This is a genomic window from Streptomyces sp. NPDC101393 (assembly GCF_044767385.1).
In the GTDB taxonomy this organism is placed as follows: Bacteria; Actinomycetota; Actinomycetes; order Streptomycetales; family Streptomycetaceae; genus Streptomyces.
On record NZ_JBIWNU010000006.1, the window covers coordinates 285,494 to 307,721 of the forward strand.

The 22,228-nt window shown below is 71.7% G+C and carries 17 protein-coding genes; 10 read left to right on the forward strand and 7 right to left on the reverse strand.

Annotated elements, in window-relative coordinates; genetic code table 11:
- The first annotated feature begins 47 nt into the window (after window positions 1–47).
- The 5 genes from ACIRQ7_RS21015 (at window position 48) to ACIRQ7_RS21035 (ending at window position 4,673) form a co-directional block, all read left to right on the forward strand.
- Entirely contained in the window at window positions 48–1,319 is a 1,272-nt protein-coding gene (locus ACIRQ7_RS21015) for a beta-ketoacyl-[acyl-carrier-protein] synthase family protein (RefSeq protein ID WP_404264277.1), read from the forward strand.
- Window positions 1,316–2,572: a ketosynthase chain-length factor gene (locus ACIRQ7_RS21020; protein ID WP_404264279.1), complete on the forward strand. Its 1,257-nt coding sequence runs from the start codon at window positions 1,316–1,318 to the stop codon at window positions 2,570–2,572. Before ACIRQ7_RS21015 ends, ACIRQ7_RS21020 begins: the two co-directional genes overlap by 4 nt.
- A 32-nt stretch (window positions 2,573–2,604) precedes the next feature.
- On the forward strand, window positions 2,605–3,108 hold the full coding sequence (locus tag ACIRQ7_RS21025; RefSeq protein ID WP_404264281.1) for a flavin reductase family protein: 504 nt from the start codon (window positions 2,605–2,607) through the stop codon (window positions 3,106–3,108).
- A 41-nt stretch (window positions 3,109–3,149) separates the two neighbouring features.
- The gene (locus ACIRQ7_RS21030; RefSeq protein WP_404264283.1) at window positions 3,150–4,067 is read left to right on the forward strand and encodes an MBL fold metallo-hydrolase; all 918 of its coding nucleotides are present in this window, start codon (window positions 3,150–3,152) and stop codon (window positions 4,065–4,067) included.
- Window positions 4,068–4,190: 123 nt separating this feature from the next.
- Window positions 4,191–4,673: a MarR family winged helix-turn-helix transcriptional regulator gene (locus tag ACIRQ7_RS21035; RefSeq protein ID WP_404264284.1), complete on the forward strand. Its 483-nt coding sequence runs from the start codon at window positions 4,191–4,193 to the stop codon at window positions 4,671–4,673.
- 33 nt (window positions 4,674–4,706) lie between these two features.
- Here the strand turns inward: ACIRQ7_RS21035 and ACIRQ7_RS21040 are convergent, their stop codons facing one another.
- Entirely contained in the window at window positions 4,707–5,099 is a 393-nt protein-coding gene (locus ACIRQ7_RS21040) for a hypothetical protein (protein ID WP_404264286.1), read from the reverse strand.
- Between the two features lie 679 nt (window positions 5,100–5,778).
- On the opposite strand from ACIRQ7_RS21040, the gene ACIRQ7_RS21045 reads away from it, so the two are divergent.
- Complete coding sequence (locus tag ACIRQ7_RS21045; protein WP_404264288.1) at window positions 5,779–5,961, forward strand: hypothetical protein; 183 nt, start codon at window positions 5,779–5,781, stop codon at window positions 5,959–5,961.
- A 444-nt stretch (window positions 5,962–6,405) separates the two neighbouring features.
- Window positions 6,406–6,984, forward strand: coding sequence for a LuxR C-terminal-related transcriptional regulator (locus ACIRQ7_RS21050; RefSeq protein ID WP_401471032.1), 579 nt, complete (start codon window positions 6,406–6,408; stop codon window positions 6,982–6,984).
- A 169-nt stretch (window positions 6,985–7,153) separates the two neighbouring features.
- On the opposite strand, the gene ACIRQ7_RS21055 is transcribed toward ACIRQ7_RS21050, so the two are convergent.
- The 4 genes from ACIRQ7_RS21055 to lanKC all read right to left on the reverse strand — a co-directional run bounded on the left by ACIRQ7_RS21055 (window position 7,154) and on the right by lanKC (window position 13,646).
- Complete coding sequence (locus ACIRQ7_RS21055; protein WP_404264290.1) at window positions 7,154–8,986, reverse strand: ATP-binding cassette domain-containing protein; 1,833 nt, start codon at window positions 8,984–8,986, stop codon at window positions 7,154–7,156.
- Window positions 8,986–10,749, reverse strand: a complete 1,764-nt coding sequence (locus tag ACIRQ7_RS21060) for an ABC transporter transmembrane domain-containing protein (protein ID WP_404264292.1) — start codon at window positions 10,747–10,749, stop codon at window positions 8,986–8,988. Before ACIRQ7_RS21060 ends, ACIRQ7_RS21055 begins: the two co-directional genes overlap by 1 nt.
- Before the next feature lie 119 nt (window positions 10,750–10,868).
- Window positions 10,869–10,997 carry a SapB/AmfS family lanthipeptide gene (locus ACIRQ7_RS21065; RefSeq protein ID WP_401471023.1) on the reverse strand — a complete coding sequence of 43 codons (129 nt, stop codon included), beginning with the start codon at window positions 10,995–10,997 and terminating at the stop codon, window positions 10,869–10,871.
- 69 nt (window positions 10,998–11,066) lie between these two features.
- Entirely contained in the window at window positions 11,067–13,646 is a 2,580-nt protein-coding gene (lanKC, locus tag ACIRQ7_RS21070; protein ID WP_404264293.1) for a class III lanthionine synthetase LanKC, read from the reverse strand.
- A 369-nt stretch (window positions 13,647–14,015) separates the two neighbouring features.
- Between lanKC and ACIRQ7_RS21075 the strand changes: the two genes are divergently transcribed.
- The 3 genes from ACIRQ7_RS21075 (at window position 14,016) to ACIRQ7_RS21085 (ending at window position 15,620) form a co-directional block, all read left to right on the forward strand.
- Complete coding sequence (locus ACIRQ7_RS21075; protein WP_404264295.1) at window positions 14,016–14,324, forward strand: chaplin family protein; 309 nt, start codon at window positions 14,016–14,018, stop codon at window positions 14,322–14,324.
- 79 nt (window positions 14,325–14,403) lie between these two features.
- Window positions 14,404–14,553 carry a hypothetical protein gene (locus tag ACIRQ7_RS21080; RefSeq protein ID WP_404264296.1) on the forward strand — a complete coding sequence of 50 codons (150 nt, stop codon included), beginning with the start codon at window positions 14,404–14,406 and terminating at the stop codon, window positions 14,551–14,553.
- Window positions 14,550–15,620 (forward strand): hypothetical protein, encoded by a 1,071-nt coding sequence (locus ACIRQ7_RS21085; RefSeq protein ID WP_404264297.1) that lies wholly within the window; start codon window positions 14,550–14,552, stop codon window positions 15,618–15,620. Before ACIRQ7_RS21080 ends, ACIRQ7_RS21085 begins: the two co-directional genes overlap by 4 nt.
- A gap of 606 nt (window positions 15,621–16,226) precedes the next feature.
- Here ACIRQ7_RS21085 and ACIRQ7_RS21090 read toward each other — a convergent pair.
- Together ACIRQ7_RS21090 and ACIRQ7_RS21095 are read right to left on the reverse strand one after the other, a co-directional pair.
- A complete protein-coding gene (locus ACIRQ7_RS21090; protein ID WP_404264298.1) occupies window positions 16,227–16,577 on the reverse strand; it encodes a toxin-antitoxin system YwqK family antitoxin in 351 nt (116 codons plus the stop codon).
- Window positions 16,578–16,579: 2 nt separating this feature from the next.
- Entirely contained in the window at window positions 16,580–22,105 is a 5,526-nt protein-coding gene (locus tag ACIRQ7_RS21095; RefSeq protein WP_404264579.1) for a toxin glutamine deamidase domain-containing protein, read from the reverse strand.
- Window positions 22,106–22,228 lie beyond the last annotated feature (123 nt).

Genomic DNA, 22,228 nt, shown 5'->3' on the forward strand with positions numbered 1-22,228 from the left:
CGCACCACACGCCAGCAGACGCACTCATCCGTGAAGGACACCACCCCATGAGCCGACGCGTCGTCATCACCGGAATCGGCGTGGTCGCCCCGGGCGCAACAGGAACCAAGGAGTTCTGGTCCCTGCTCACCTCCGGCAGGACCGCGACCCGGGCCATCAGCCTCTTCGACGCCACACCGTTCCGGTCCCGTATCGCCGCTGAGGCCGACTTCGACCCGCTCGACCACGGCTTCACGCCGGAGGACGCCGAACGCCTGGACAGGGCCGCCCAGTTCGCGCTGGTCAGCGCCGATGAGGCGGTACGCGACAGCGGAATCGACCTCGCGGCGCTCGACCCGGCACGCACCGGAGTCACCCTGGGCAGTGCCGTCGGCTGCACCATGGGACTGGACGCCGAGTACAACACCGTGAGCGAGGGCGGCAGCACCTGGCACGTCGATCACACCCTGGCCGTTCCCCACCTCTTCGACTACTTCGTGCCCAGCTCCATGGCGGCCGAGGTGGCCTGGAGGGTCGGCGCCCAGGGCCCCGTCTCCATGATCTCCACCGGCTGCACCTCCGGCCTGGACTCCCTCGGCCACGCCGTGGAACTCGTCCGGGAGGGCAGCGCGGACGTGATGGTCGCGGGAGCCACCGAGGCACCGATCTCCCCGATCACCGTGGCCTGCTTCGACGCCATCAAGGCCACGTCACCGCGCAACGACGAGCCGGAGACCGCCTCCCGGCCCTTCGACGCCACCCGCAACGGCTTCGTCCTCGGCGAGGGCTCCGCCGTCCTGGTCCTGGAGGAACTCCAGAGCGCCCGCCGCCGCGGGGCGCACGTCTACGCCGAGATAGCCGGGTTCGCCAGCCGCTGCAACGCCTACCACATGACCGGTCTGCGCCCCGACGGCCGGGAGATGGCCGAGGCCATCACCGTCGCCCTCGGCGAGGCCCGGCTCGACCCCACCGCCGTGCACTACATCAACGCCCACGGCTCCGGCACCAAGCAGAACGACCGGCACGAGAGCGCCGCCTTCAAACGCAGCCTGGGAGCGCACGCCTACGACGTTCCCGTCAGCTCCATCAAATCGATGATCGGGCACTCCCTCGGCGCGATCGGTTCGCTGGAGGTGGCGGCCAGCGCGCTGGCCATCGAACACCACACCGTGCCACCCACGGCAAATCTGCACACCCCCGACCCTGACTGCGACCTGGACTACACCCCGCTCGTCGCGCGCGAGCAGCGCACCGACACCGTGCTCAGCGTCGGCAGCGGCTTCGGCGGATTCCAGAGCGCCATGGTCCTGACCCGCCCGCGCCTGGGAGACACCGCATGACCACCGAAACCGCCGCCCGCAGCACCGGCAGCGCCACCACGGCGGCCGCCCCCGTCGTCACCGGCATAGGCGTCACCGCACCGAACGGTCTGGGGACCGAGGCCTGGTGGGGCGCGGTCCTGCGCGGGGAGTCCGGCATCCGCCCGCTCACCCGCTTCGACGCGGAGCAGTACCCGGCCAAGCTCGCCGGCGAAGTGACCGACTTCCGCCCCGCGGACCACATCCCCAGCCGCCTGCTCCCGCAGACCGACCACATGACACGCCTCGCCCTCACCGCCGCCGAGGAAGCCCTCGCCGACGCCGGGGTGGACACCGCCGCGCTGCCCGACTACGCCGCCGGCGTCATCACCGCGAGCTCGGCGGGCGGCTTCGACTTCGGCCAGCGCGAGCTGGAGGCACTGTGGAGCAAGGGCGGCCAATACGTCAGCGCCTACCAGTCCTTCGCCTGGTTCTACGCCGTCAACAGCGGTCAGATCTCCATCCGGAACGGTCTGCGCGGCCCCAGCGGAGTCCTCGTCACCGATCAGGCCGGCGGACTGGACGCCGTGGCGCAGGCCCGACGCCAACTCCGTAAGAGCGTGCGGATGCTCGTCACCGGGGGCGTGGACTCCTCCCTCTGCCCCTGGGGCTGGGCCGCACACCTGGCCGGTGGCGAGCTCAGCCGGAGCGACGACCCCGAGCGCGCCTTCCTGCCCTTCTCCGCCGACGCCGACGGCCATGTCGCGGGCGAGGGCGGTGCGCTCCTCGTCCTGGAGGACGCGGCGTCCGCCCGTGAGCGCGGGGCCCGGGTGTACGGCGCTGTCGCCGGCTACGCCGCCACCTTCGACCCGCGACCGGGCACCGGCGGCGCGCCGAACCTCCGTGCAGCCGCCGAACTCGCCCTGACCGACGCCTCCTTGACCCCCCGGGACATCGACGTGGTGTTCGCCGACGCGGCGGGCCGCCGTACGGCCGACCGGGAGGAGGCGCAGGCGCTCGCCGGACTCTTCGGCGAGTACGGCGTACCCGTCACCGCACCCAAGACGATGACGGGCCGCCTCGCGGCCGGCGGCGCCGCGCTGGACCTGGCGGCGGCCCTGCTCTCGCTGCGCGATCAGGTGATCCCGCCGACCGTCAACACCCGCACACCGGCGCCGGACTGCCCCCTCGACCTCGTGACCGAGGTGCGCCGGCCGGACCGGTTGCGGACCGCGCTGGTGCTGGCACGCGGCCGCGGCGGATTCAATGCCGCCATGGTGGTCCGCACCGCGTGACGGCACCACACCCCCGTGACCCAGGAGGCCCGTTGCCCACCGTCGACCCCGCTGACTTCGTCCGAGCCATGGCGCGCGTCCCCGCCCCGGTCACCATCGTGACCACGGTGGACGCGGCCGGGCGGCGTTGGGGCTTCACCGCCAGCTCGTTCAGCTCGCTGTCGCTGGATCCGCCGCTGGTCCTGGTCTGCCCGGCGAGAACCGCGTCCTGCCACGACGCGTTCGTCACGGCCGACCGGTTCCTGGTGAACGTGCTCGCCGCGGGGCACACCGGCATCGCCAAGGCCTTCGCCCGGTCCGGGCACGACAAGTTCACCGGCAGCGCCATGGAGCCGTGCGAGGCCGGGCTCCCCGGCCTGCGCGACGCCACCGCCCGGATCGCCTGCGCGCTCCACGACGTCGCGGACGGCGGCGACCACAGCATCCTCGTCGGCCGGGTGCTGTCCGTGTCCGTGGGCCCGGCCGAGCCGATGGTCTATTGCGACCGCCGCTTCACCCGGCCCGGCGTGAGTCCGGCACTCGCGTCCACCCCGTGACCGCCCCGCCCGGGGCGGTCCGCCCACAGAACGGAGACGCCGTGACCCACCCCTCCCCTTCCCCCGCGCGGCTGCACGAGGTCGCCGACGACGTCTTCGCCTACATCCAGCCCGACGGCGGCTGGTGCCTGAACAACGCGGGACTGATCACCGCCGGGACCCGGCCGGTACTGATCGACACGGCCGCCACCGAGGCGCGCGCGAAGGCCCTGCGCGACGCGGTCACCGAGGTGGCCTCCGGTGCCCCCCGTTTCGTCATCAACACCCACCCGCACGGCGACCACACCTTCGGCAACCGCTTCTTCGCCGAGGACGCGGTGATCGTCGCCCATGAGGCCACCCGTGCGGAGATGGACCTGGCCGGTCTCCACCTGACCGGCCTGTGGCCCGACGTGTGCTGGGGCGAGGTGGGCGTGGAGCTGCCCGGCCTGACCTTCCGGGAGCCGATCACCCTCCATCTCGGCGACACCACCGCTGAGTTGATGCATCTGGGGACCGCCCACACCACCAACGACACGGTGGTCTGGCTGCCCGGTCAGCAGGTGCTCTTCACGGGCGACATCGTCATGTCCGGCGCCACCCCCTTCTGCCTCACCGGCTCGATCTCCGGTTCGCTCGCCGTCATCGACAAGCTGCGGGCCCTGGGCCCCCGGACGGTCATCCCCGGGCACGGCCCCGTCGGCGGCCCCGTACTGCTCGACGACACCGCGGCCTACCTGCGCCACGTCCAGCACCTGGCGGCGGACGGACTCGCCGCAGGCCTGACACCGCTGGAGACCGCGCGCGAGGCCGAACTCGGCCCGTTCGCCGCCCTCCTCGACAGTGAACGGCTGGTGCCCAACCTCCACCGGGCGTACGCCGAGGCCGCGGGCGCGGAGCCGGGCCACCCGCTCGACATCGGCAGCCTCTTCTCCGAGATGGTGACCTTCCACGGCGGCCTGCCGGCCTGCGCGGCCTGAGACCGGGCGGTGCGGTGGCCCGTCCGCACCGACGAGCCGCCTTGGCCCGTACGCGTTCCGCGGGGAAACCGGAAGCCCCGGCGGCCCGGCCGGGGCCGCCACCCGGAGCAAGGGGACGACAGCGTGCAGCACGCCGAAGCCGAGCTGGGCCCGATAGCCCATCGCGCGGTCATGAGCTACATCCAGAGCCGGCTGGCGGCCCTCGGCCTGACACAGCCCCAATACTGGGTGCTGCGCCATCTCTGCCCCACGGACCCCGCCCCCGACGCCGCCGGCCGCACCGTCGCGGAGCTCGCCGCGCTGATGCGGGCCTACCTGGACGACGGCCACGACCCGGAACCGGACGTCGCAGCGCTCGTGGCCGACGGCGCGGTGACCCGGGACGCGAACGGCCGCCTCGCCCTCACGGAGGCGGGCAGACGCGCCCACGCACGCGTCAAGGAGCAGGCTCCGGCCATTCACGACCGGATCCACGACGGCATCGAGGACGCCGACTACGCCACCATGCTGCGCGTATTACGCCGCATCATCCACAACACCACCACCGGGACACCGGGAACATCCGAAGCTCCGGGAACATCCGACGCCTCGGGAACCCCGGGCTGAGGCGGTCGCCCGGGGAACAGGTGGGGCCGGTGGTCAGGCGGAGGCGGTGTTGGGGGCCTTGACGCTGGAGATGGCCTTGCTCTCGGCCTCGGCGTTGGCGATGTGCTGCTTCATGAGGGAGTCGTTGAAGTCCTCGTCGGCCTCGTGGTTTTGGGCCATGTTCTGCAGCGCGCCGCCGATTTCCTGGAGCTTGGCGGCCAGATGTCCCATCGACTCGTACATGCCGTCGCGCAGGCCTTCGTAGACGACGCCGAACTTCTCGCCGATCTCGTCGTCGCCCCACGGCGGGGTGTCCTGGCCCTCCAGGCCGGTCAGCCCCGACTGAAGCTTGTCCACCGCCGATTGGTACCGCTGCCCTACGCCGGTGAAGTCCTTCCCACCGGCCTTCAGCGACGGAATATCGGCCTGCAGCCCATCCCCAGCCATGAGTCCCCCACTTTCGTGCCTCGGCCTGCCCTACAACACAACCGCGTAGCACAAAGTCTAGACGCACGGACCGGCACGGCCTCAAGGCCGCCGGACGCGTCGAGTGCGGCCGGCCGGGGCGGACGGCAGCGGTGGTCGGCAGGCTGTCCGGCCGTCCGGCCGCAGTCTGTCGAACGCTCCGGCCGGCACCGTGTCCGGGTCGGACTGGTGTCGTGCGGACGTGGGAGCGCCCTGAAGGGTGAACTGACCGCCCGGTGCCCGCGTGTCGGACCTAGCGGTGCGCGGGGGCGACCTACCGTCCTCTTAACCCCTGTCATACAGGGGGAGCCGAATCCCACTTCTCGGTGAAGGTGAAGCCTCCGCACGTCGGAGATGACGCGAAGAGCGCCCCCGCACCGGAACTCCGGTGCGGGGGCGCTGCCATACCCCAGCACCTGTCGTCGGAAGCCCGATGCCTTCCGGCCCTTTGGACCCTGCATATCCGTGCAGCACGACGCAACGCGCACAGGAGCAGGCGGACGCGATCGCGGACGCGGCTTCGGACGCACCGGGCGCGATGGAGCACGCACAAAGGAGCCCGTCCCCGGCCCGGTTTCTCAAGGCCACCGGCCGAGAGGGCTCCTTCGTGAGGCACCACCCGAGCAAGCCCGCCAGGACCGGCAACCAGGAGGAGGCACCCATGAACGACGCCACCCCGCGTCTGCACAGGCTGTCCAAGGCAACCGCCCGCCGCCGGCGTACGCGCCGTCAAAGGGCAGAACAGGTCCGCCCGTTGTGGCACGACCTGCTGCGCGGCGCCGCGTACGCGGCCGGCGGCGGCATCGTCACGCTGCTCACGGCGTGGGTGCAGACCTGGCACTGACACCGGCGGCGGTCGGCTCGTCCCCGCCCGCAGGTCCCGTGCGCCCCCGGCGTAAGACCGGCGTGCCCCGGCGTGCGACCGGGTGTCGGCATGAACGCCGCTCGGGTCGGCCGGCCGGCGGTCCGCCCGTCGGCCGACCGGAGCCCGATGTCCGGCGCCCGGTGCCCTCCGAAGGATCCGCTGCGGCAACTCGGCCGGGAGCGGGGCGAAATGCGGGGAGGGAGCGGGCGCCGCTCCCGCCCCGATCACGGAGCGGGCCCGTTCCGCCGGAAGTTGGCGAAACGTGAGGATGCCGGCCGAGGTGATGACGGCGCGTGTGACGATGTCATGCGCTCCGGCGTGCCCCCCATTGGCCGAAAACCGGACAGGCGATGTCGTTCGAACCAGGTACTAATGGACGTGCTCGGCGCAAGGTCCACGTTTAAGGCATGAACAGGGGCAGAAGTGATCCGGGTTCTCTTGGTGCATGACACCTGGCTGATGCGGTCGGCACTCAGCGCGTTATTGAAGAACGAGGCGGACATCGAGGTGTCCGCCGCATGCTTCGGGAAGGCAGCCGGCCGTGCACGCTCGTTCCGCCCTCAGGTCTGCATCGTCGACGGCGACGCCCCCGACGGCGGCCAGTTACCGGGGTGGCCGGGATGCGCCCTGCTCGTTCTGGCCACCGCGTGCCGGCCGGGAACACTCCGCCGCGCGATCGCGGCACGGGCACTGGGATTCGTGGACAAGGACGCGCCCCCGGGGCGCCTGCTGCGCGCCATCAGGATGGTGGCGGCGGGGGAGCGCTATGTCGACAGCTCCCTCGCGCTGGACTTCCTGCGGGCCGCCGACATGCCGCTGACCCCGAGGGAGCTGAGCGTCCTGGCTCTCGCCGCCGACGGTGCGTCCGTCCCCGAGATCGCCCGCGAGCTGTGTCTGAGCGCCGGCACGGTCCGCAACTACATGGCGGCGATAAACCGCAAGACGGGCGCCCGCAACAGAGTGGACGCCATACGTATCTCCCGTGTCGCGGGCTGGGTATAGGGGCCTGCGGCCTCGGGGCCTGCCCTGCGGCCTCGGGGCCTGCCCTGCGGCCTCGGGGGCCTGCCCTGCGGCCCCGGGGGCCTGCCCCGCGGCCCGGGGGCCCGCGCGGCGCCGATGGCGTGGCCGGGCACCTTCGCGGCACCCGGTCCGGCCCGCCCGGCGTCCCGCCTCAGACGTGCTGCGTTCGCCAGCGGCCGACCAGATCGCGGTAGACGGCGGAGCGGGCGATCAGTTCGTCGTGCGTGCCGCAGGTGGCGCGGCTCCCGTCGAGGACGAGCACCCGGTCGGCGCGCAAGGCCGAGCTGATGCGGTGGGCCACCGTGATCACGGTGCCCGGCCGGGTCAGGAAGGCCTGCTCGGCGCGTGCCTCGGCGGCAGGGTCGAGATGGCAGGTGGCCTCGTCCAGCAACACCAGGGGGGCGGGCGAGAGATGGGCCCGTCCCAGCGCGATCAGCTGCCGTTCGCCGAGCGAGAGGGCCGCCGGGTCGATCCGTGCCCCGAATCCGCCCAGCCGGTCTGCCAGCGCGTCGAGTCCGACCGCCGTGGCGGCTGTGGCGAGGGCGGTGTCCGGCGCAAGGTCGGGGCAGAGGTAGGTGAGGTTGTCCCGCAGGGTTCCGGTGAAGACGTATGCCTGCTGCGGGATGAGGACGCGCAGCAGTGCCGGATCGACGGCAGGCCCGTCGTGCGCCGGGAGGCCGCGCACCGGGCGGCCGTGCACCCGCACCTCGCCGGCGCCGGGCGTGAGCAGACCGGCCATCAGTCCGGTCAGGGTGGATTTGCCGATGCCGCTGGGGCCCACCACGACCAGGTGCTCGCCGGGCTCCACGGTCAGGTCGAGGTCGCGCAGGACCGGTTTCGCCCCGGGGCCGTAGGCGAAGGTCACGGACCGCAGCTCCACCCGGGGCCCGTCGCGGGGGACCGGGGGCGCGGTGGCGGCGGGGGAGTACGGACGGCCCGCGGAAGGGGGCGTGGACGGGCGTTCCGCCTCCGCGGCCGCCCTCCCGTGCGCCGGCCCGGCCCGCCCGGCGTCGGCCGTCTCCGGGCCCGTCGGACCCATGAGCCGGTCGAGGACCACGAGGAGGCGGGTGCCCGCCGTCCCCAGGGCGCTCAACAGCGTATGCAGAGCCGGCAGCAGCGACTGCGTCAGATACGTCAGCGCGCCCAGCAGCGCGCCCGCCGTGACGCCCTGACGCAGCAGCCGGGGGGCGGCGAGAAGCAGCAGCAGCACCGGCAGCTGGCCCGCCACGCCGAGAGACAGCGCACGGACGGCCGACCACCGGGCGAGCGACCGGGCGGCCCGTGCCTCGGCCTCGACGGCGGCGTGCACCCATGCCGCCGTCGGCTCCTGCGCGCCGCAGGCGACCACGTCGCGAAGGCCTTCGGCGACGGCGCCGAGGCGCGCCGACAGGGTCTCGTCGGCCGCCAGGTACTCACGCTGGCGGGTGGCCATCGGGCGCAGCGCGGCGGCGAACAGCAGCAGGCCCGCCAGCAGCGGAGGGACGACGAGCAGCAGCAGTTGCGGGGCGAGTGAGGCGAGGCCGGCCAGCGCTCCGATGGCGGTGAAGACGAAGGAGCGGGCCACCAGCACCAGACCGGCGAAGCTGTCCCGGGCCATCTCGGTCTGGTGGGTCAGCCGGGAGACGGCGGCGCTGCCCGCCGCGTGCGCCGGATCGGCCACCGCCGCCGTCAGCGAACGGTGCACCACCGCCCGCACCAGACCGTCCCGGAACGGCTCGACCAGGCCGGCCAGCCCGCGGAAGACTCCGCGCCCGGCCGGTCCGCCCACGAGCACCGCCAGCCCGGCGACGCCGAGCCAGAGCAGGCCGACGGCGGTGTGGCCGGAGAGGAAACCGTCGTCCAGCGCTCGGGCGACGGCGTAGCCGCTCAGGAAGGTGTGCCCCGACTCCAGCAGTGACCAGCCCGCGAGGGCGCCGAGGACCGGGAGACGACGGCCCAGGAACCGCAGGGCCTGCGGCATCACCCGTCCGCGTGGCCTCCCCATCACACCGCTCCCGATTCCTGGCCGGTGGCGTCGAACACCGCCCGGTAGGCGGCGTCCTGCCACAGTCGCGCGTGCGGCCCGACGGCTCGTATCCGGCCGTCCTCCATCCACGCGACGAGGTCGGCACGGGCCGCCGTGGAGACCCGGTGGGTGACCAGCAGGCGGGTGCCGGGCCGGACGTCCCGCAGGAGCGCCCGGCTGACGTGGAGTTCGGTGACACTGTCGAGGCTGGAGGTGGCGTCGTCGAGGACGAGCAGCCGCCCCGCGTGGGCGAACGCGCGGGCCAGGCCCAGGCGTTGCAGCTCCCCGCCGGACAGCGGGGCCCGGCCGAGCGGGGTGGACCAGCCGTGGGGCAGCCGCTGGACGAAGTCGGTGGCACCGGCCGCGCGGGCGGCGGCCTCGATGTGCGGGTGCGGCGGGGTCCGGGGGCCGAAGGCGACGGCCGCCTCGACCGTGTCCCCGAACAGGTGGGGCCGCGCGAAGGCGTATCCGACCTCCTGGCGGAGCACGGCCCGGTCGGTACCGTCCAGCGGCACTCCGTCGAGGAGGACGGTCCCGGCGTCGGGGCCGGTCAGCCGCCCGGCGACGGCGGCGAGGGCCGACTTTCCCGAGCCCGAGCGCCCGACCACCGCCATCGTGACGCCGCCGGGGACGACCAGATCAGCGGCGCGCAGCACGGTGGCGTCGCCGCGGGTGACGGTGACCGCGCGCAGTTCGAGCCGGCCGGGGCCGTCCGCGGGCAGCGGCCGGGTGCCGGACGCCAAGGAAGGCTCGGCGAGCAGCCCTGCCGCCCGCCGGGCCGCGGCCCGGCTGCGCACCAGGGAGTTGAGCTGACCGGTCACCCCGCCCAGGCCCGCGGCCAGGCCCGCGTACCGCGCGGCGGCCAGCAGGTCGCCGACGGACAGGCTGCCGCTCGCCAGGCGCACGCCGCCCACGGCGAGCACCGCCGTGGTGAGCAGCGGGACGAGGACGGAGCTGCCGGCCACCGCGCGCCCGTACACCTGCCACATCGCCCTTCCCTGGGCGTGCAGTTCGGGCAGCGGGGCCAGCACCCGGCCCCGCTCGCGGGAGGTGGTGCCGGCGGCGGCGATGGTGCGGGCGCCGCCCAGCGCCTCGACCAGGCGGGTCGCGAGATCGGCCTGCAGTTGCTGGTAGCGGGAGACGCTGTCGGAGGAGCCCCGGGCGAAGATGCGCAACAGGCGCGCCAGCAACGGCACTCCGGCCAGGAAGACGGCGGCCAGCCAGAGGTCGGTGCAGGCGAGGGCGACCAGCGCTCCCGCGGGGGTGAGCAGCGCGGCCAGGCCGGTGGCCGCCGTGGTGGGCGCGGTGCCGGCGTCGGCGGTGTTGCCCGCCAGCCTGGCCACCAAGTCGCCGGTGGTGAACCGGTCGGCGGTGCGCTGCGGAGCCAGCGACAGCAGGTGGTCCACTCCGCGGCGGCGCAGCCACGCGGTGGTGCGGGCGGTGGTGATGCCGCCCAACGCGGCGATCAGCGCGTCCAGCAGCACTTCGGCGGTGAGCAGAAGGGCGCAGAGGATGAGGGCGGGGCCCATGCCGGAGGCGCCCCCCAGGGTGCGGTCCAGGGCGTTTCCCAGCACCGCGGGAAGTGCGACGGCCACGGCGGCGGATGCCGTGCTCAGCCCGCAGACAAGGGCTGTCCGGCCGCCGCTGTGCCGGGATGCGTCGAGGAGGTGCCGGGTGCCGGTGTCCCACGCGCCGGGGAGGAGGCGGCGCCACGGGGAGGAGGGCTGGGGTGTGCGGGCCATACGGATGCGGACCTCGGCTCCCTGGACGATGCGTTGGAGCGGCGGCCTCCGGGCGAGGTGCACCCGAAGACCGCCGCAACCGGTCACGGTGAGGCCGGAACCTCAGCTATGACGGTGTGTCAGTGACACGTGGTGACGCTGAGGCTGCTGTCACCGCAGAGCAGCAGGCTGGCGCGGCTGCCGGTGGCAAGCTCGCCGTTGGCCTCGTCCTTGGGGGTCTCCATCGTCTGCAGGTCGAGCAGGGTCATGATTGTTCCTCTCGTTCAAAACGGGTGGGGACGGGTTCTTCTCATACGGCCTCCCGGAGGAGGCCGGCTTCAGGGCCGCCTAGGCGGCGGGAGAAAGGGCAGCTCCACCGGCATGTCGTGCAGTGCGCTGCCCAGCGCGAGGAGACAGCCGGCGGTGCCGGTACTCAGGTCCATGGAGAGGCGCATCATCTGTTCCCCGGCGAAGGCCAGATGGCCTCGGTAGGGAAGGGCGCCCCAGGAGAGCGAATCGATCTGACGGCGGAGGTCGGTGGCGTGCGTGCCGGGACCGCCCGCGGTGGTGCGGCTCAGGTGCAGCACCATGCCTGCCGCGCCGCGGAACAGGCCCGGCTGGGCGTAGAACTTGGCCTGCGCGGCCCGCACGATGTCGAGCCGGGCCCGCTCGAACTCCTCGTCCGGGCGGTGGGCCAGATAGTCGTCGAGCACCATGCCGATGCCGACGCTGCCGGCCCCGAGGTAGGGCATGGTCCGCCGGCCCTCGTCGACCTGGAGGGCGCCGCCGACGGCCCGGACGCAGCGGGACAGGTCACGCCGCAGCGCGTCGGCGGCCAGGTCCAGCAGGGCGCCGTCCCCGGTGCGTTCGTACAGCCGCAGGAACAGCAGCGCGGTGCCGCTGTCCCCGTGCAGCAGCCCCGCGCGGGCAGGCGCCGCGCCCCCGGCCCGGTCGCCGATGATGCCGGCGCACCTCAACGCGACGTCCCCCAGGGCCTGTTCGCCGGTGGCGGCGCCGAGCGCGTCCAGCGCCAGCCCGAGCCCGGCGAGCCCGCCGTGGAGATCGGAGCCGGACCCGGCCCAGGGCTGTGCGGTGATCCGCTCGGCGAGGTCGAGTGCCCGCTCCCGGTGCCCGAGCCGGTCCAGGACCCAGGCGACACCGGAGAGGCCGTCGTAGAGGCCGAGCGGACTGCCCGAGGCCGGAGCCTTGGTACGCAGCAGCAGCCACTCCTCCGCCTCCGGATACCGCGCGGCGCCGGTCTCCGCCATGGCGTACAGCACCCCGGCCGCGCCGTTGGCCAGACAGATCCCCCCGGCCGCCGAAGCGAACTGGGCGATGTCGCCCGGGAAGAAGCGGTCTTCCCGCTCGGGGGTGGCCGAGGCGCGCAGCGCCCGGACCATGGAGTCCCGGCTGTGCGGCCAGTGCGGAAGCGCCACGGGAAGGTAGCCGTCCACGGTGCCGGGGAAGGACGGTTCCGTCAGGTCGGGGGTACGGTGCCCGCGCAGGATCTCCTCGACGGCCTCGTCGAGGTAGGCGCGGGGGACCGGGAACTGCGCCGCCGCGATCTGCGCCAGATGGACGGCCTTGTTCCGGTCCACCGCGAACAGGCTGGTCAGCGGCATGAAGAGGGCCAGTCGCAGACAGGCCAGGGCGTAGCGGTCGACGTCGGCGCCGCGCCGGTCGGCCGGGGCGACGAACCCTGGATTGGCGACCACCTGACGGGCGTTCGGGTCGTCGACGGAGGCGGCTTCGAAGTCCAGCAGCACCACGGACGACTCGTCCTCGGACAGCATGATGTTGAACAGGTGCAGGTCGTGGAAGACCACCCCCCGGGCATGGACCTCCTCGACGGCCTCCGTCACCAGGCGGTGCACCCGCATGGCCCACTCGGTGTACTCCGCCAGCTGCCCGGGCCCCGGGTCCGCCTCGATCAGCGGGTGGCGGAGGGCGAAGAAGCTGTTCAGCGGCCGCCCCTCGATGAACTCCAGGGCCAGGAAGGAGTGTTCCCCCAGCGTGAACCAGTCGTGCACCTCCGGGGTGCACGCCAGACCCGACAGGCGCCGCAGGGCATCCCGTTCGCGCTCCAGCCGCGCCACGGCGTCCGCACCGTCGGCGGCGAGACCGGCGTGCGGCCGCGCTTCCTTGAGCACGACCTGCTGATCCGTCCGCAGGTCCCGGGCGACATAGACGCCCCCGCCGTTGGAGAAGTGCAGTGCGCGCTCGATGCGGTAGGGAAGGTCGGCGACCGTCGTCGCGGAGCGGGCCGCGAGGTGCGGTGCGAGGAACGGCGGGAGGGTGACCCAGTCGGGCACATGGAAGGCGGGGTCCCGCCGGTCGGGCACCAGCTGCCCGCTCGCGTCCTCGACCGCCGGCCGCAGCTCGCCGTGCTCGTCGTAGCAGTGCCGCTCGGTGAAGCTGCCGTAGCGCAGGTGGACCGGCCCGGCGCCCCAGCGCAGATCGGTGAGGATGTACGGTCCGGGCTCACCGCCGATCAGCGCGTCCAGGTCCTCGGCGAGGGTGCGGCACTGTGCCTCATCGGCGGGATAGACCGTGAGGAACTTGCCGCTGGCGCCGCGGTCCGCGTACTTGGCGTTGCGGGTGTGCAGCAGATACCGGCTCGGTACGCACTTGAAGGCGATCGACCGCGGCACGCAGTAGTCCCAGACCGCGGCGAGTATCCGCTCGGCGTTGTCCAGGCAGGCGGACACATGGATCTTCCAGCCCTGCCGCGGGAGTTGGTGGTCGACGGGGCGGAACGCCAGCCAGTCACCGGCACGGTGCCGCTGCCAGCCTTCCGGCAGCGGACGCCGCAGCGCTTCCCACTGAGCCCCCCGGCCCGCGCCCGCCACCGGCAGCCGGTGCGGAGCGTCGTAGAACTGCCGGTCGGCGTCGCAGAAGACGGCGTAGCCCTTGTTCATCGCACTCCCTCGGCCTCGTTGATGCCTTGACGCTGTCACGGTCACCACTCGTAAAACAGTGGTGACTGTCATGAAGATCCCGTGAGGAATGCATGGTTTTGGTGGAGCGCCATCCGCGGGCGGGGGCAGCGCAGTCCCTGCGGAGTGGAGCCAGGTGCGGGGCAGCGTTGAGCGGGCATCGCCACTGCCCGCTTCTGGGGCCCGTGGCTCCACGGTCAGCACGGATCGCCTCGGTACCTGTCCGGGCGGCCCGGATGGCGTCCACGTGTCGGGGTCCGGGTTCTGTTGTTGGTGGAAGTGCGGCCGGGTGTCCGGTCTGCGTGTTTTGTGCGCGCACCGGGATGCGGTGCCGGATGAAGGAGGAGTGCGATGGGCGTGGAGACGCGGAGTACTGGCGGTACTGCGGGACGTGCGGGTGTGCGGGCCGCGGTGCTGGGCGCGGTGGCCGGGGCGGCATTGCTCCCGGCCGCTGCCGCTCACGCGAGCGTCATCGGCATCGGGAACGCGGTGTTCGGCAACACCTGTGCCCACCACGGCGGTGCTCGCGCCGCGGGCTCCACGGTGGCCGGGAGCGGGGTGGCGAGCGGCAACCAGACCGGCCTGCCGTTGAGCCTGCCGCGCAACCACTGCGGCAACAGCGGCATCGTCTGCACCGCCCTGTTCGGCTCCAGCGTGTGAACGGGCCGGTGGGCGCCGGGCGACCGGCCGGGCAGCCGTGAGCGGGGCGGCGGCGGATACGCCGGTAAAGGAACGGGCGGTGGAGGCGCTGCTGTCCCTGAGCGGGCGGACTCTGCCGCTGCTGCGCCAGTGGGTCGGCTCGGAACCGGACTGCGGTGTGGCGCGGGCCCTGCTGTCGCCGGCGACCGGTGACCACTGGGACGACGCCGTGCTGAAGGAGCAAAGGTGATCGCGCACCGCGACGCGCGGACCGCCGGCGAACGCGAGGCGAGCCTGGTGTACGGGGTGTTCCTCCATACGCACCGCCACTACCGGCTGACCGCCGATCACCTCATGGAGCACTTCTCCCGCTGGCCCGCCGACGAGCAGGCCGGGCTCATGCTGGGCGCCTTCTCCTCCTGCGAGGACGCCGCCTACCGCGGCCACGGCGAAGTACTGATCGAGCAGCAAGCGGCGGTGGCCGGTCCGGACAGCTGGCCGTGGACCAGCTGGCCGGCCTCGACCAGGGCGGAGCAGGGCCGGGTACGCGAAGCGTACGAACTCGCCGAGCACGCCCTGGGCCTCTACCCCCGCTCGGGTGTCGCAGCGCACGCCCTCGCGCACGCCGACCACGAGCTGGGCGCCGGACGCGCCGGCGGCGGCTTCCTGGACGAGTGGCTCCTGGCGGACCCGCAGGCGGTACAGGCACGGCACCTGAACTGGCATGCGGCCCTGCACTCCATCGCCTGCGGCGACTTCCCGGACGCGCGCCGACGGGCGGACACGGCACTGGCGCGTACGGATGTCGGCATGCGGGCCGCAATGAACTGGCGCCTGCTGCTGGCAGGGCAGACCCCGGCCGGCCGGAGCGACCCGGGCCAGGTACGGGAACTGCTCGCCGCGCCGGGCGGGATGGCGGAGATCTTCCACACCTTCAACCTGGCATTGGCCCTGGCCGTGGAGGCCGCCACCGACGACCTGCACCTCCTGGCCCGCCGCGCCGCCACCGACGCCCGCCCCGACTTCCGCGTTGTCCTGGCCCCGGTGGTGCAGGCGCTGGCGGAGGCCACCGCGGGCCGCCCCCGCACCGCGGCGGCCCTGCTGAGCGGCCTGGGCGAGAAGGCGGAACGGATCGGTGGCGTGCGGGTCGAACGCGAGATCATCCAGGACACCCTCACCCGCGCCCTCATCGATACGGGCGAGCCCGCACGCGCGGCCGAACTCCTGCACCACCGCACCACCACCCGCCACCACCACACCTACGAGGACCTCCTCCTCGCAGCCCGCACTCCGGCGGACGTGGCTGCCGGCCGTTGATCCGCACCACCGGATGACCCGTGTCACGCTGTGAGCGGAGCCTCGGCTCCACTCGCAGCCGGTGTCACGCACGATGGGGGCCTCTGTGCCCCCTATTCACCGGGCCGGCGATTGCTTCGCCGGATCGACCAACTCTGGGAACCCCTGAGACGTCGTCACCGGGCCACCGGACGGCGGAATGCGGACATCCCCGCTGGCGGGGGCGCTGCCGCGCAAGGAATGGGGAAAAGGCAGGAAGTCGCACAGTGCCTCCCCCCGGCACCGATCGCTCAGCCCCGCCTGAACTACCCAGATTCTCCCCAGGGAAGGCGCATGCAGCGGGATGGGGGCATCTTCACCGGGCTCGTGCCGGCCGAGGGCTGCCCACCACTCGGCCCGGTGCCCATTGGCGGCGCCGTGGATCGTCCAGCCCCCGGGCGGGACGTAGGGGCGTAGGCGATGCGGTCCGTGTGGTCGGGGCTCTCCATGAAGAGAGACCCGACCGCCTCGAATTTGTCACGCCGGCCGGAGGCGCGCAGGAATTTGGAGACGCGGCGAACGCCGTTGCCTACGAGGGCGCGGGTATGGACGGGGTGGTGCTGCTGGGCTTCCATGCATGAACGGAGTTCATGACGTGTATGACTTGTCTTCTGTAAGGCTTCCGTCCCTGTCCCATCGTTGACGGCGCACTCGCCTGCCCTCAAGGCTGAACACCGAGTGCTCGGCCAGCTGGCCATTGGGGTGCCATTTGCGCCAGTCCCCAACGGCCAGCCCCCACCTGGCTTGGCCTTCCTTCTTCTTCGTCCCGTCGGAGTACCACTGGGTCTGCGGTCCGGACGGAACGCCGTCGATGTAGGAGACGAGGGAGATGATCCGACCGTCACCGTCCCGGGATGCGACTTCTCCCGTGAATGGATCGTCTTCGTAGTGGACGCGACTGTCGTCGTCCCGGTAGGTGTCTTGGTATTCGATTCGCATGGTCATTCCATTACGGGAGGTATCTGATTGGACTCAATTCTGCGCCGATAGTCACCAATTGAGTACTGATGGCGACCGCCGTAGCTCGGCACATCTCTGAGCATGTTGTTGCAGTTCGGGCATGCCGGAGCCGACTCGCCCGGGAGGTGAATGATGTTTCCCTTGTTCTTACCCTTCTTCACCCTGGCGTCTTCAATCCATCGTGGGTCGAATCGCATTTCCTTCAGTGCGTCACGACCCAGTTCTTCTTGTTGTTGTCGTTGGCGCGCCCAAAGCAGCTCGTTCACAGCCTTCACCTCGGCGTGCCGCAAGGGGTCGTCAAAGTAAGCCCGCCCAGTATAAATCATCTCTGAATTGGGTATGACTTTGCCATTTGCGTCACGCTCGGCCGTGCCGTCTGGCGCAAGCCGGTTGCCAATCAGGATGCTTTCTTCCGACGCCTTGATGGGGTGCATCCAGTTGGCGAGACCCATGTAGTTGTCTCTCAGTAGCGGGTGGAGATTATCGAGGTCGATGATGTCATCAATCTCTCCGTTGAGGCCCTCGGTAATCATCCCTGTCCGGAGGTCAATCGCCAACGCCGAACAGGGGCCATCATCTGCCCCCTTCGTTTCGGTGTGCCTGATTGCGCGTTCCTCGGACAGTTCCTGCAGGTATTCCTTTACGGGTTTACCGTCGATGTTTTTGATCAGACCGGAACTCTCGTCAACTTGCACCCGGTCTGTGTCGCTCAGGTCTATCTGCTCGACAAGTCCACCACGGCTCTTGTCGTCCACCTCAGAATCCAGATCTTGTGTGCTGGGCGTCTCGCCGGGGTCAACCGGGTCCGGCGGATCAGGCGGGTTGTCCACGGGCACATTGCTAGCCGATGGCGCCTTGAATCGTTCGGCAGGTTCTTGGCTTTCGCCGTGCTTGCCGCTGTCACTGTCGTTTGCGTCGTCGACGTCTTCGGGCATGTGTTCCGGTTCGCCCTGAGAGGGGACGGCAGGAGGTTGGCTTTCCTCTGGGTGGCTCTCCGCGTCGTGGTTGGTGCCGGCAGGGGAGGCCGGCGCCTCGAGGCTGGTCGGATGGTCGCTGTCCGCGGCGGTGCTCTGCCCGCGAGGTTCCTGCGTGGCCGTCTCGGCGTTGGCGTTTTCGGGGGTCGGCTTGCCGTAGATGAAGTGGTTGCCGTCGTTGCGGAGTGCGTCGGCGATGTGCTGTGAGATGTCCGCGCTGCGGTGGCGTGTGCTTTCTCGTTCGCCCGGGATGAAGGGGGGCTTCTGCTGCTTGGTGGGCGAGTATTCGGCCTTCGCTGTGCCGTGGTCGACCGGTGAGTCGTCGGACTTGGTGCCCGCCTGATGGGTGGTGGCGTCGTTGGGGGGCGACTGCTCCTGTTGCGAGCCTTGTGTGTTCGCCTCGCCGGGGGGCCGCTGCCCCTGTCCCGGGTGCTGCTGGTGGGGCTGGTCCTGGACGCCCGGCTGGTGTTGGTGAAGGTGCTGTTGGGGCCCTGGCTGCTGCGTCGGCTGCTGCTGGGCGTACGGGTTGGGCTGCTGCTGAGGCTGGACATGCGGAGCCGGCTGCTGCTGGTACGGCCCAGGCTGTTGCGGCTGGGCGTACGGGCTCTGCTGTTGCGGTTGCGCATAGGGGCTCGGCTGCTGCTGGTAGGGCTGCTGGGTATACGGGTTCTGCTGGTGCTGCTGTGAGTTGAGCTGCTGTTGGTATGGCCCGGGTTGCTGGTACGGCTGCTGGGTGTACGGGTTCTGTTGCTGATGCGGCTGGGCATACGGACCCGGCTGCTGGTTGTACGGCCCGGGCTGCTGTGACTGCTGCTGGGTGTACGGGTTCTGCTGCTGAGGGTTCTGTGCTTGAGCTTGCTGTGTCTGGGCCTGAGCTTGTTGGGCTTGCTGCTGCGCTTGGGTGTGTTGCTGGGCCTGCGCTTGCTGCTGTGCTTGGGCATGCTGCTGGTTCTGCAGCTTCTGGGCCTGCTGTGGGTTGTGGTTCTGGGCTGCGGCCGGGTCGAACGGTTGGCGGTTGGCGTCCAGGACGAGGTGCCAGACGTTCTTGGCACTGGTGTTGATGGGCTGGTCGCTGACCTTGCCGGTTTGGCTGTCGACCCAGACGACCTTGCCGTTGTGGTTGACGGCGTTGAAGACATGGGCGCCGCCGGAACTTCCGTCGGGCTTGTCGGGCCAGGTGACCAGCACTGCGGCCGCGGAGCCGGGGCCGGCCTTGCGGAGGTCGTCGGCGATGCGGTCGTAGCCGTCCTTGGAGTTCGGCCCGGAGTTACGGAACGTGGTGCCCGCCCACTGCTCGATGTTGGCGGTGCCGTTCTGTTCGCCGGATGCGCGGTCGATGCCGCCCTTGCCGTCCGGGTCGTAGGTGCGTGGCGAGGACACCTGTGGGTTGCCGTACCAGGACTCGATGAAGGAGCGGGTGCAGTCTGCGCAGTTGTTGGAACGGCCGACGACCGTGTGGCCCCCGTCGTTCTGGAACTGGGCCCAGGGCTGGAAGGGGTCGTTGAACGCCCGCGGGGTGCCGTCCGGGTTCCGCGGGAAGTTGTTCAGCAGTGCCTGCTGGTCGTGCGGGAACGGCGAGTACAGGCCACCCGGCTGAACGTTGAGGCCGATCCGTACGGCGGTGTGGCTGCGGAGGTCCGAGGGCTGCGGGACCGGTGCCTGGTGCTGCGACTGTTGCTGCTGGTGCTGGACGGGCTGGGTTTGGTTGGGGTCCTGGTGGTGCGGGGCAGGCTGCTGGTGGGGTGCAGGCTGCTGTTGCGGCTGATGCTGAGGAGTCTGCTGCTGGGTGAGGGGTTGGCTCTGGAGGGTGGGCTGCGGCTGGTTATGCGGCTGCGGCTGTTGCGGCGTCGGTTGCTGATACTGCGGCTGCTGGTTCTGGTGCGGGATGTTCGGGTTCGGTGCGCTGGGGGTTTGGGCGCCCGGGCGAACGGGAGCCTGGGCGCCGGGCTGCGACGGGGCCTGGTCAGCAGCGACGTCGGCCTGTGTCCGGTCCGGGTGGGCGGGGGACGGCTGAGCGAAGGGACGCGTTCCGTCGGGATGCGTCGGCTCGGGGAGTGTCCCGTCCGGGCGAGCGGCGTCAGGGCGGTCCGCATCTGGGCGATCCGTATCCGGACGTGTGTTGTCGAGCCCTGAGTTGTCGGGGCGCGGGGACGGGGCATCCTGACGGGGCTGTTGCTGATTGTCCGGGCCGGCGGCGTCCGGACGGGTGTTGTCGGGGTGGGAGTCGGTGTCGCGGACGGGGTGAGCGAGAAGCGGGTTGTGCGGGGGGTGTTCGGGGCTCGGCTGCTGGGTGTGGTCCTGGGAGCCCTCAGGGCGGCGGTTGTTGCCGGGGGGTGCGGCGGGGGCGTCGCGGCGTGGGCCGTCCAGGCGCGGGTTGTATGGGCGGGACGTTTCTTCCTGGCGGGGGCCGTCGAGGCGGCGGTTGTAGGGGGGAGCCTCAGGACGGCGTTGCTGGGTGGCGTCGTGGATTGCCTGGGAGCCGTCCGGGCGACGGTTGGTGCCCGCAGAAGCGTTTCCGTTGCCGCTGGCGGGGGTCCTGCCGCGGGGGGCGCTGGTGCCGGTGCCTCCCTGGGGCGGGATGCCGCCCATCATCGGGCCGGGGGCCTGGGGGGTGTTGGGCTGCTGCGCCTGATGGGGGGTGGGGTTGGAGGGCGCGCTCGTGCTGGGGTCGGTGGTGTGCTGGGGCGGCGGGGGCAGGGTTGCGGCACCCGCGGACTGAGTGGTGACGGTGTCGTCGTCAGGGGTGCCCACCGTGGGCATGGGGTCGCCGGGGGCCGGGTCACGCGGCTGGATGGGCGGGCCGGACGAGGGCGGGTGCTGGACGGGGGCACCCTGCGACGGTGTGCCGAGGTGTGGCATCGAGGTGCGCCCGCTGCCGCTGGCGGAGTTGTCGCCGTTGTTGGTGGCGTCGCCGCTGCTGCCGTCGTGGGAACTGTCGCCGTACGAGGGCGGGTTGCCGGCTATGGGGCCCGGGCTCGATTCCGGAGTTGGCGCGGGTGCCGGCTGGGGCGCGTCGGGGCGCGAAGCATCACCCTCGTGGGGTGTGGAGTCCGGCGTGGGCTGGGTGCTGACGGGGTCCTGCGCGGGGGCGGGACGGGCGGCGTCGGGGGTGTTGTCGGGGGCGGGCTGGGTGGTGACCGCGTCCGTGTCCGGACGGACAGGGTGGGCCAAGTCAGGGGTGTTGTCCGGTATGGGTTGGGTGCTGATGGCGTCGGCGTTGGGTCGGGTGGCGTCCGAGGTGGCATCCGGCGTGGGCCGGGTGCTGACCGAGTCCGCGTCCGGGCGAGAGGCGTCAGGCGTGGTGCCCGCATCGGGGGTCGGGTAGGTCCCGTCGGGGCTGTCGCTGTCACCTCGAAATCCCTCGTCGAAGGGGGAGCGCTGGTCCGGGGGAGGCAGGGGCTGGGCGTTGGGGACGCTGCGGGCAGGGTCGGAGCCATTGGACGTATTGTCCGGGGAACTGGTGGTGGGGGTGCTGGAGGAGGGCGGGGTGCTGTCCGTGCCGCCGGAGTTCGTACCACCGGTGCCGGGGCCGCCCGACGCGCCCGCGTTGTCCGAAGCCCGGGGCGTGTGACTCGTGGAACCGCCTTCCGAGCCGCTGCGGTTGCCGCCGCCCGGACGGCTCCCGCTGGAGTCGGTGGAGCTGTTGCCGGATCCGGAGCCGCCGTCGGAGCTACTGCCCGAGCCGGAACCAGTACCGGACCCGCCGCCGTCGGACCCGCTGCCGGAACGCGACCCGCTCCGCGAGCCTGACCCGCTGCCGGAGTCGCCCGTCCCGTCGGACCCTCCGCCGCTGTCGTGGCCGGCGGCGCTGTCGAGGCCCTGGCGGGCTCGATGCCCCGCGCGGCCGCCCGCGCCGTCACGAAGGCCCTCACCCAGGCTCTCGCCCATGTTCTCGACGGCATCCGTGGCGGCCTTCTGGCCCTCCTTGGCGGTGCGGCCGAGGTCGTAGCCGTTCTGGGCACCGAAGTTCTGGTTGACGGTCTGGGCTATGAGGTCGGAGACCATGGCCTCGAGCGCGGAGATCACCGGCTCCTTGGCGGCCTCCACGATCGCTTGGAGGAGTTGCTGAGCCACTTCCTTCAGCACGCGGCGCACCACTTCACGCGTGGCCAACGTCGCTGCCGCGGCGCCGATTTCGGACAGGCCCAGGGTGAAGGGAGCGGCGGCCTGGGCGGCGATGATCTCGGCGGCCAGGATGGCCAGCTGGACGATCACGGCGGTCTTCATGCCGATGACCAGCATCGCCGCGGCTTCCAGCGTGAAGGCGATGACCTCGGCTGCCTCGGCGGCGTCGTTGAGGTAGCCGGAGCCGCCGGAGAACTTCTCCCAGGCTTTGCTGAAGCCCTCGATGGAGTCGCCGGAGTTCTCGCCGAGCACGTTGCTCGCGTACGTGTTGCCCCGGGCCTGATGGCCCTGGACCTCCGCTGCGAAGGTGCGCCAGACCTGGGCGCACTCGATCAGCTTGTCTTCGTCAGCATGCGGCCAGTTGAAACCGAGCATGTCCAGGACCCACTCAAGAGGATCCGGCAGCATCAGAGACAAGGTGAAGCTCCCCCATGAAATGAAATGCGTTGTGGCGTGCTGCAGAACGGGCTGTGCGGAAAGACGCCCGCGTCAAAGATGGGGACCGGCCGGCGGTCCAGGGCCGGGTAGCCC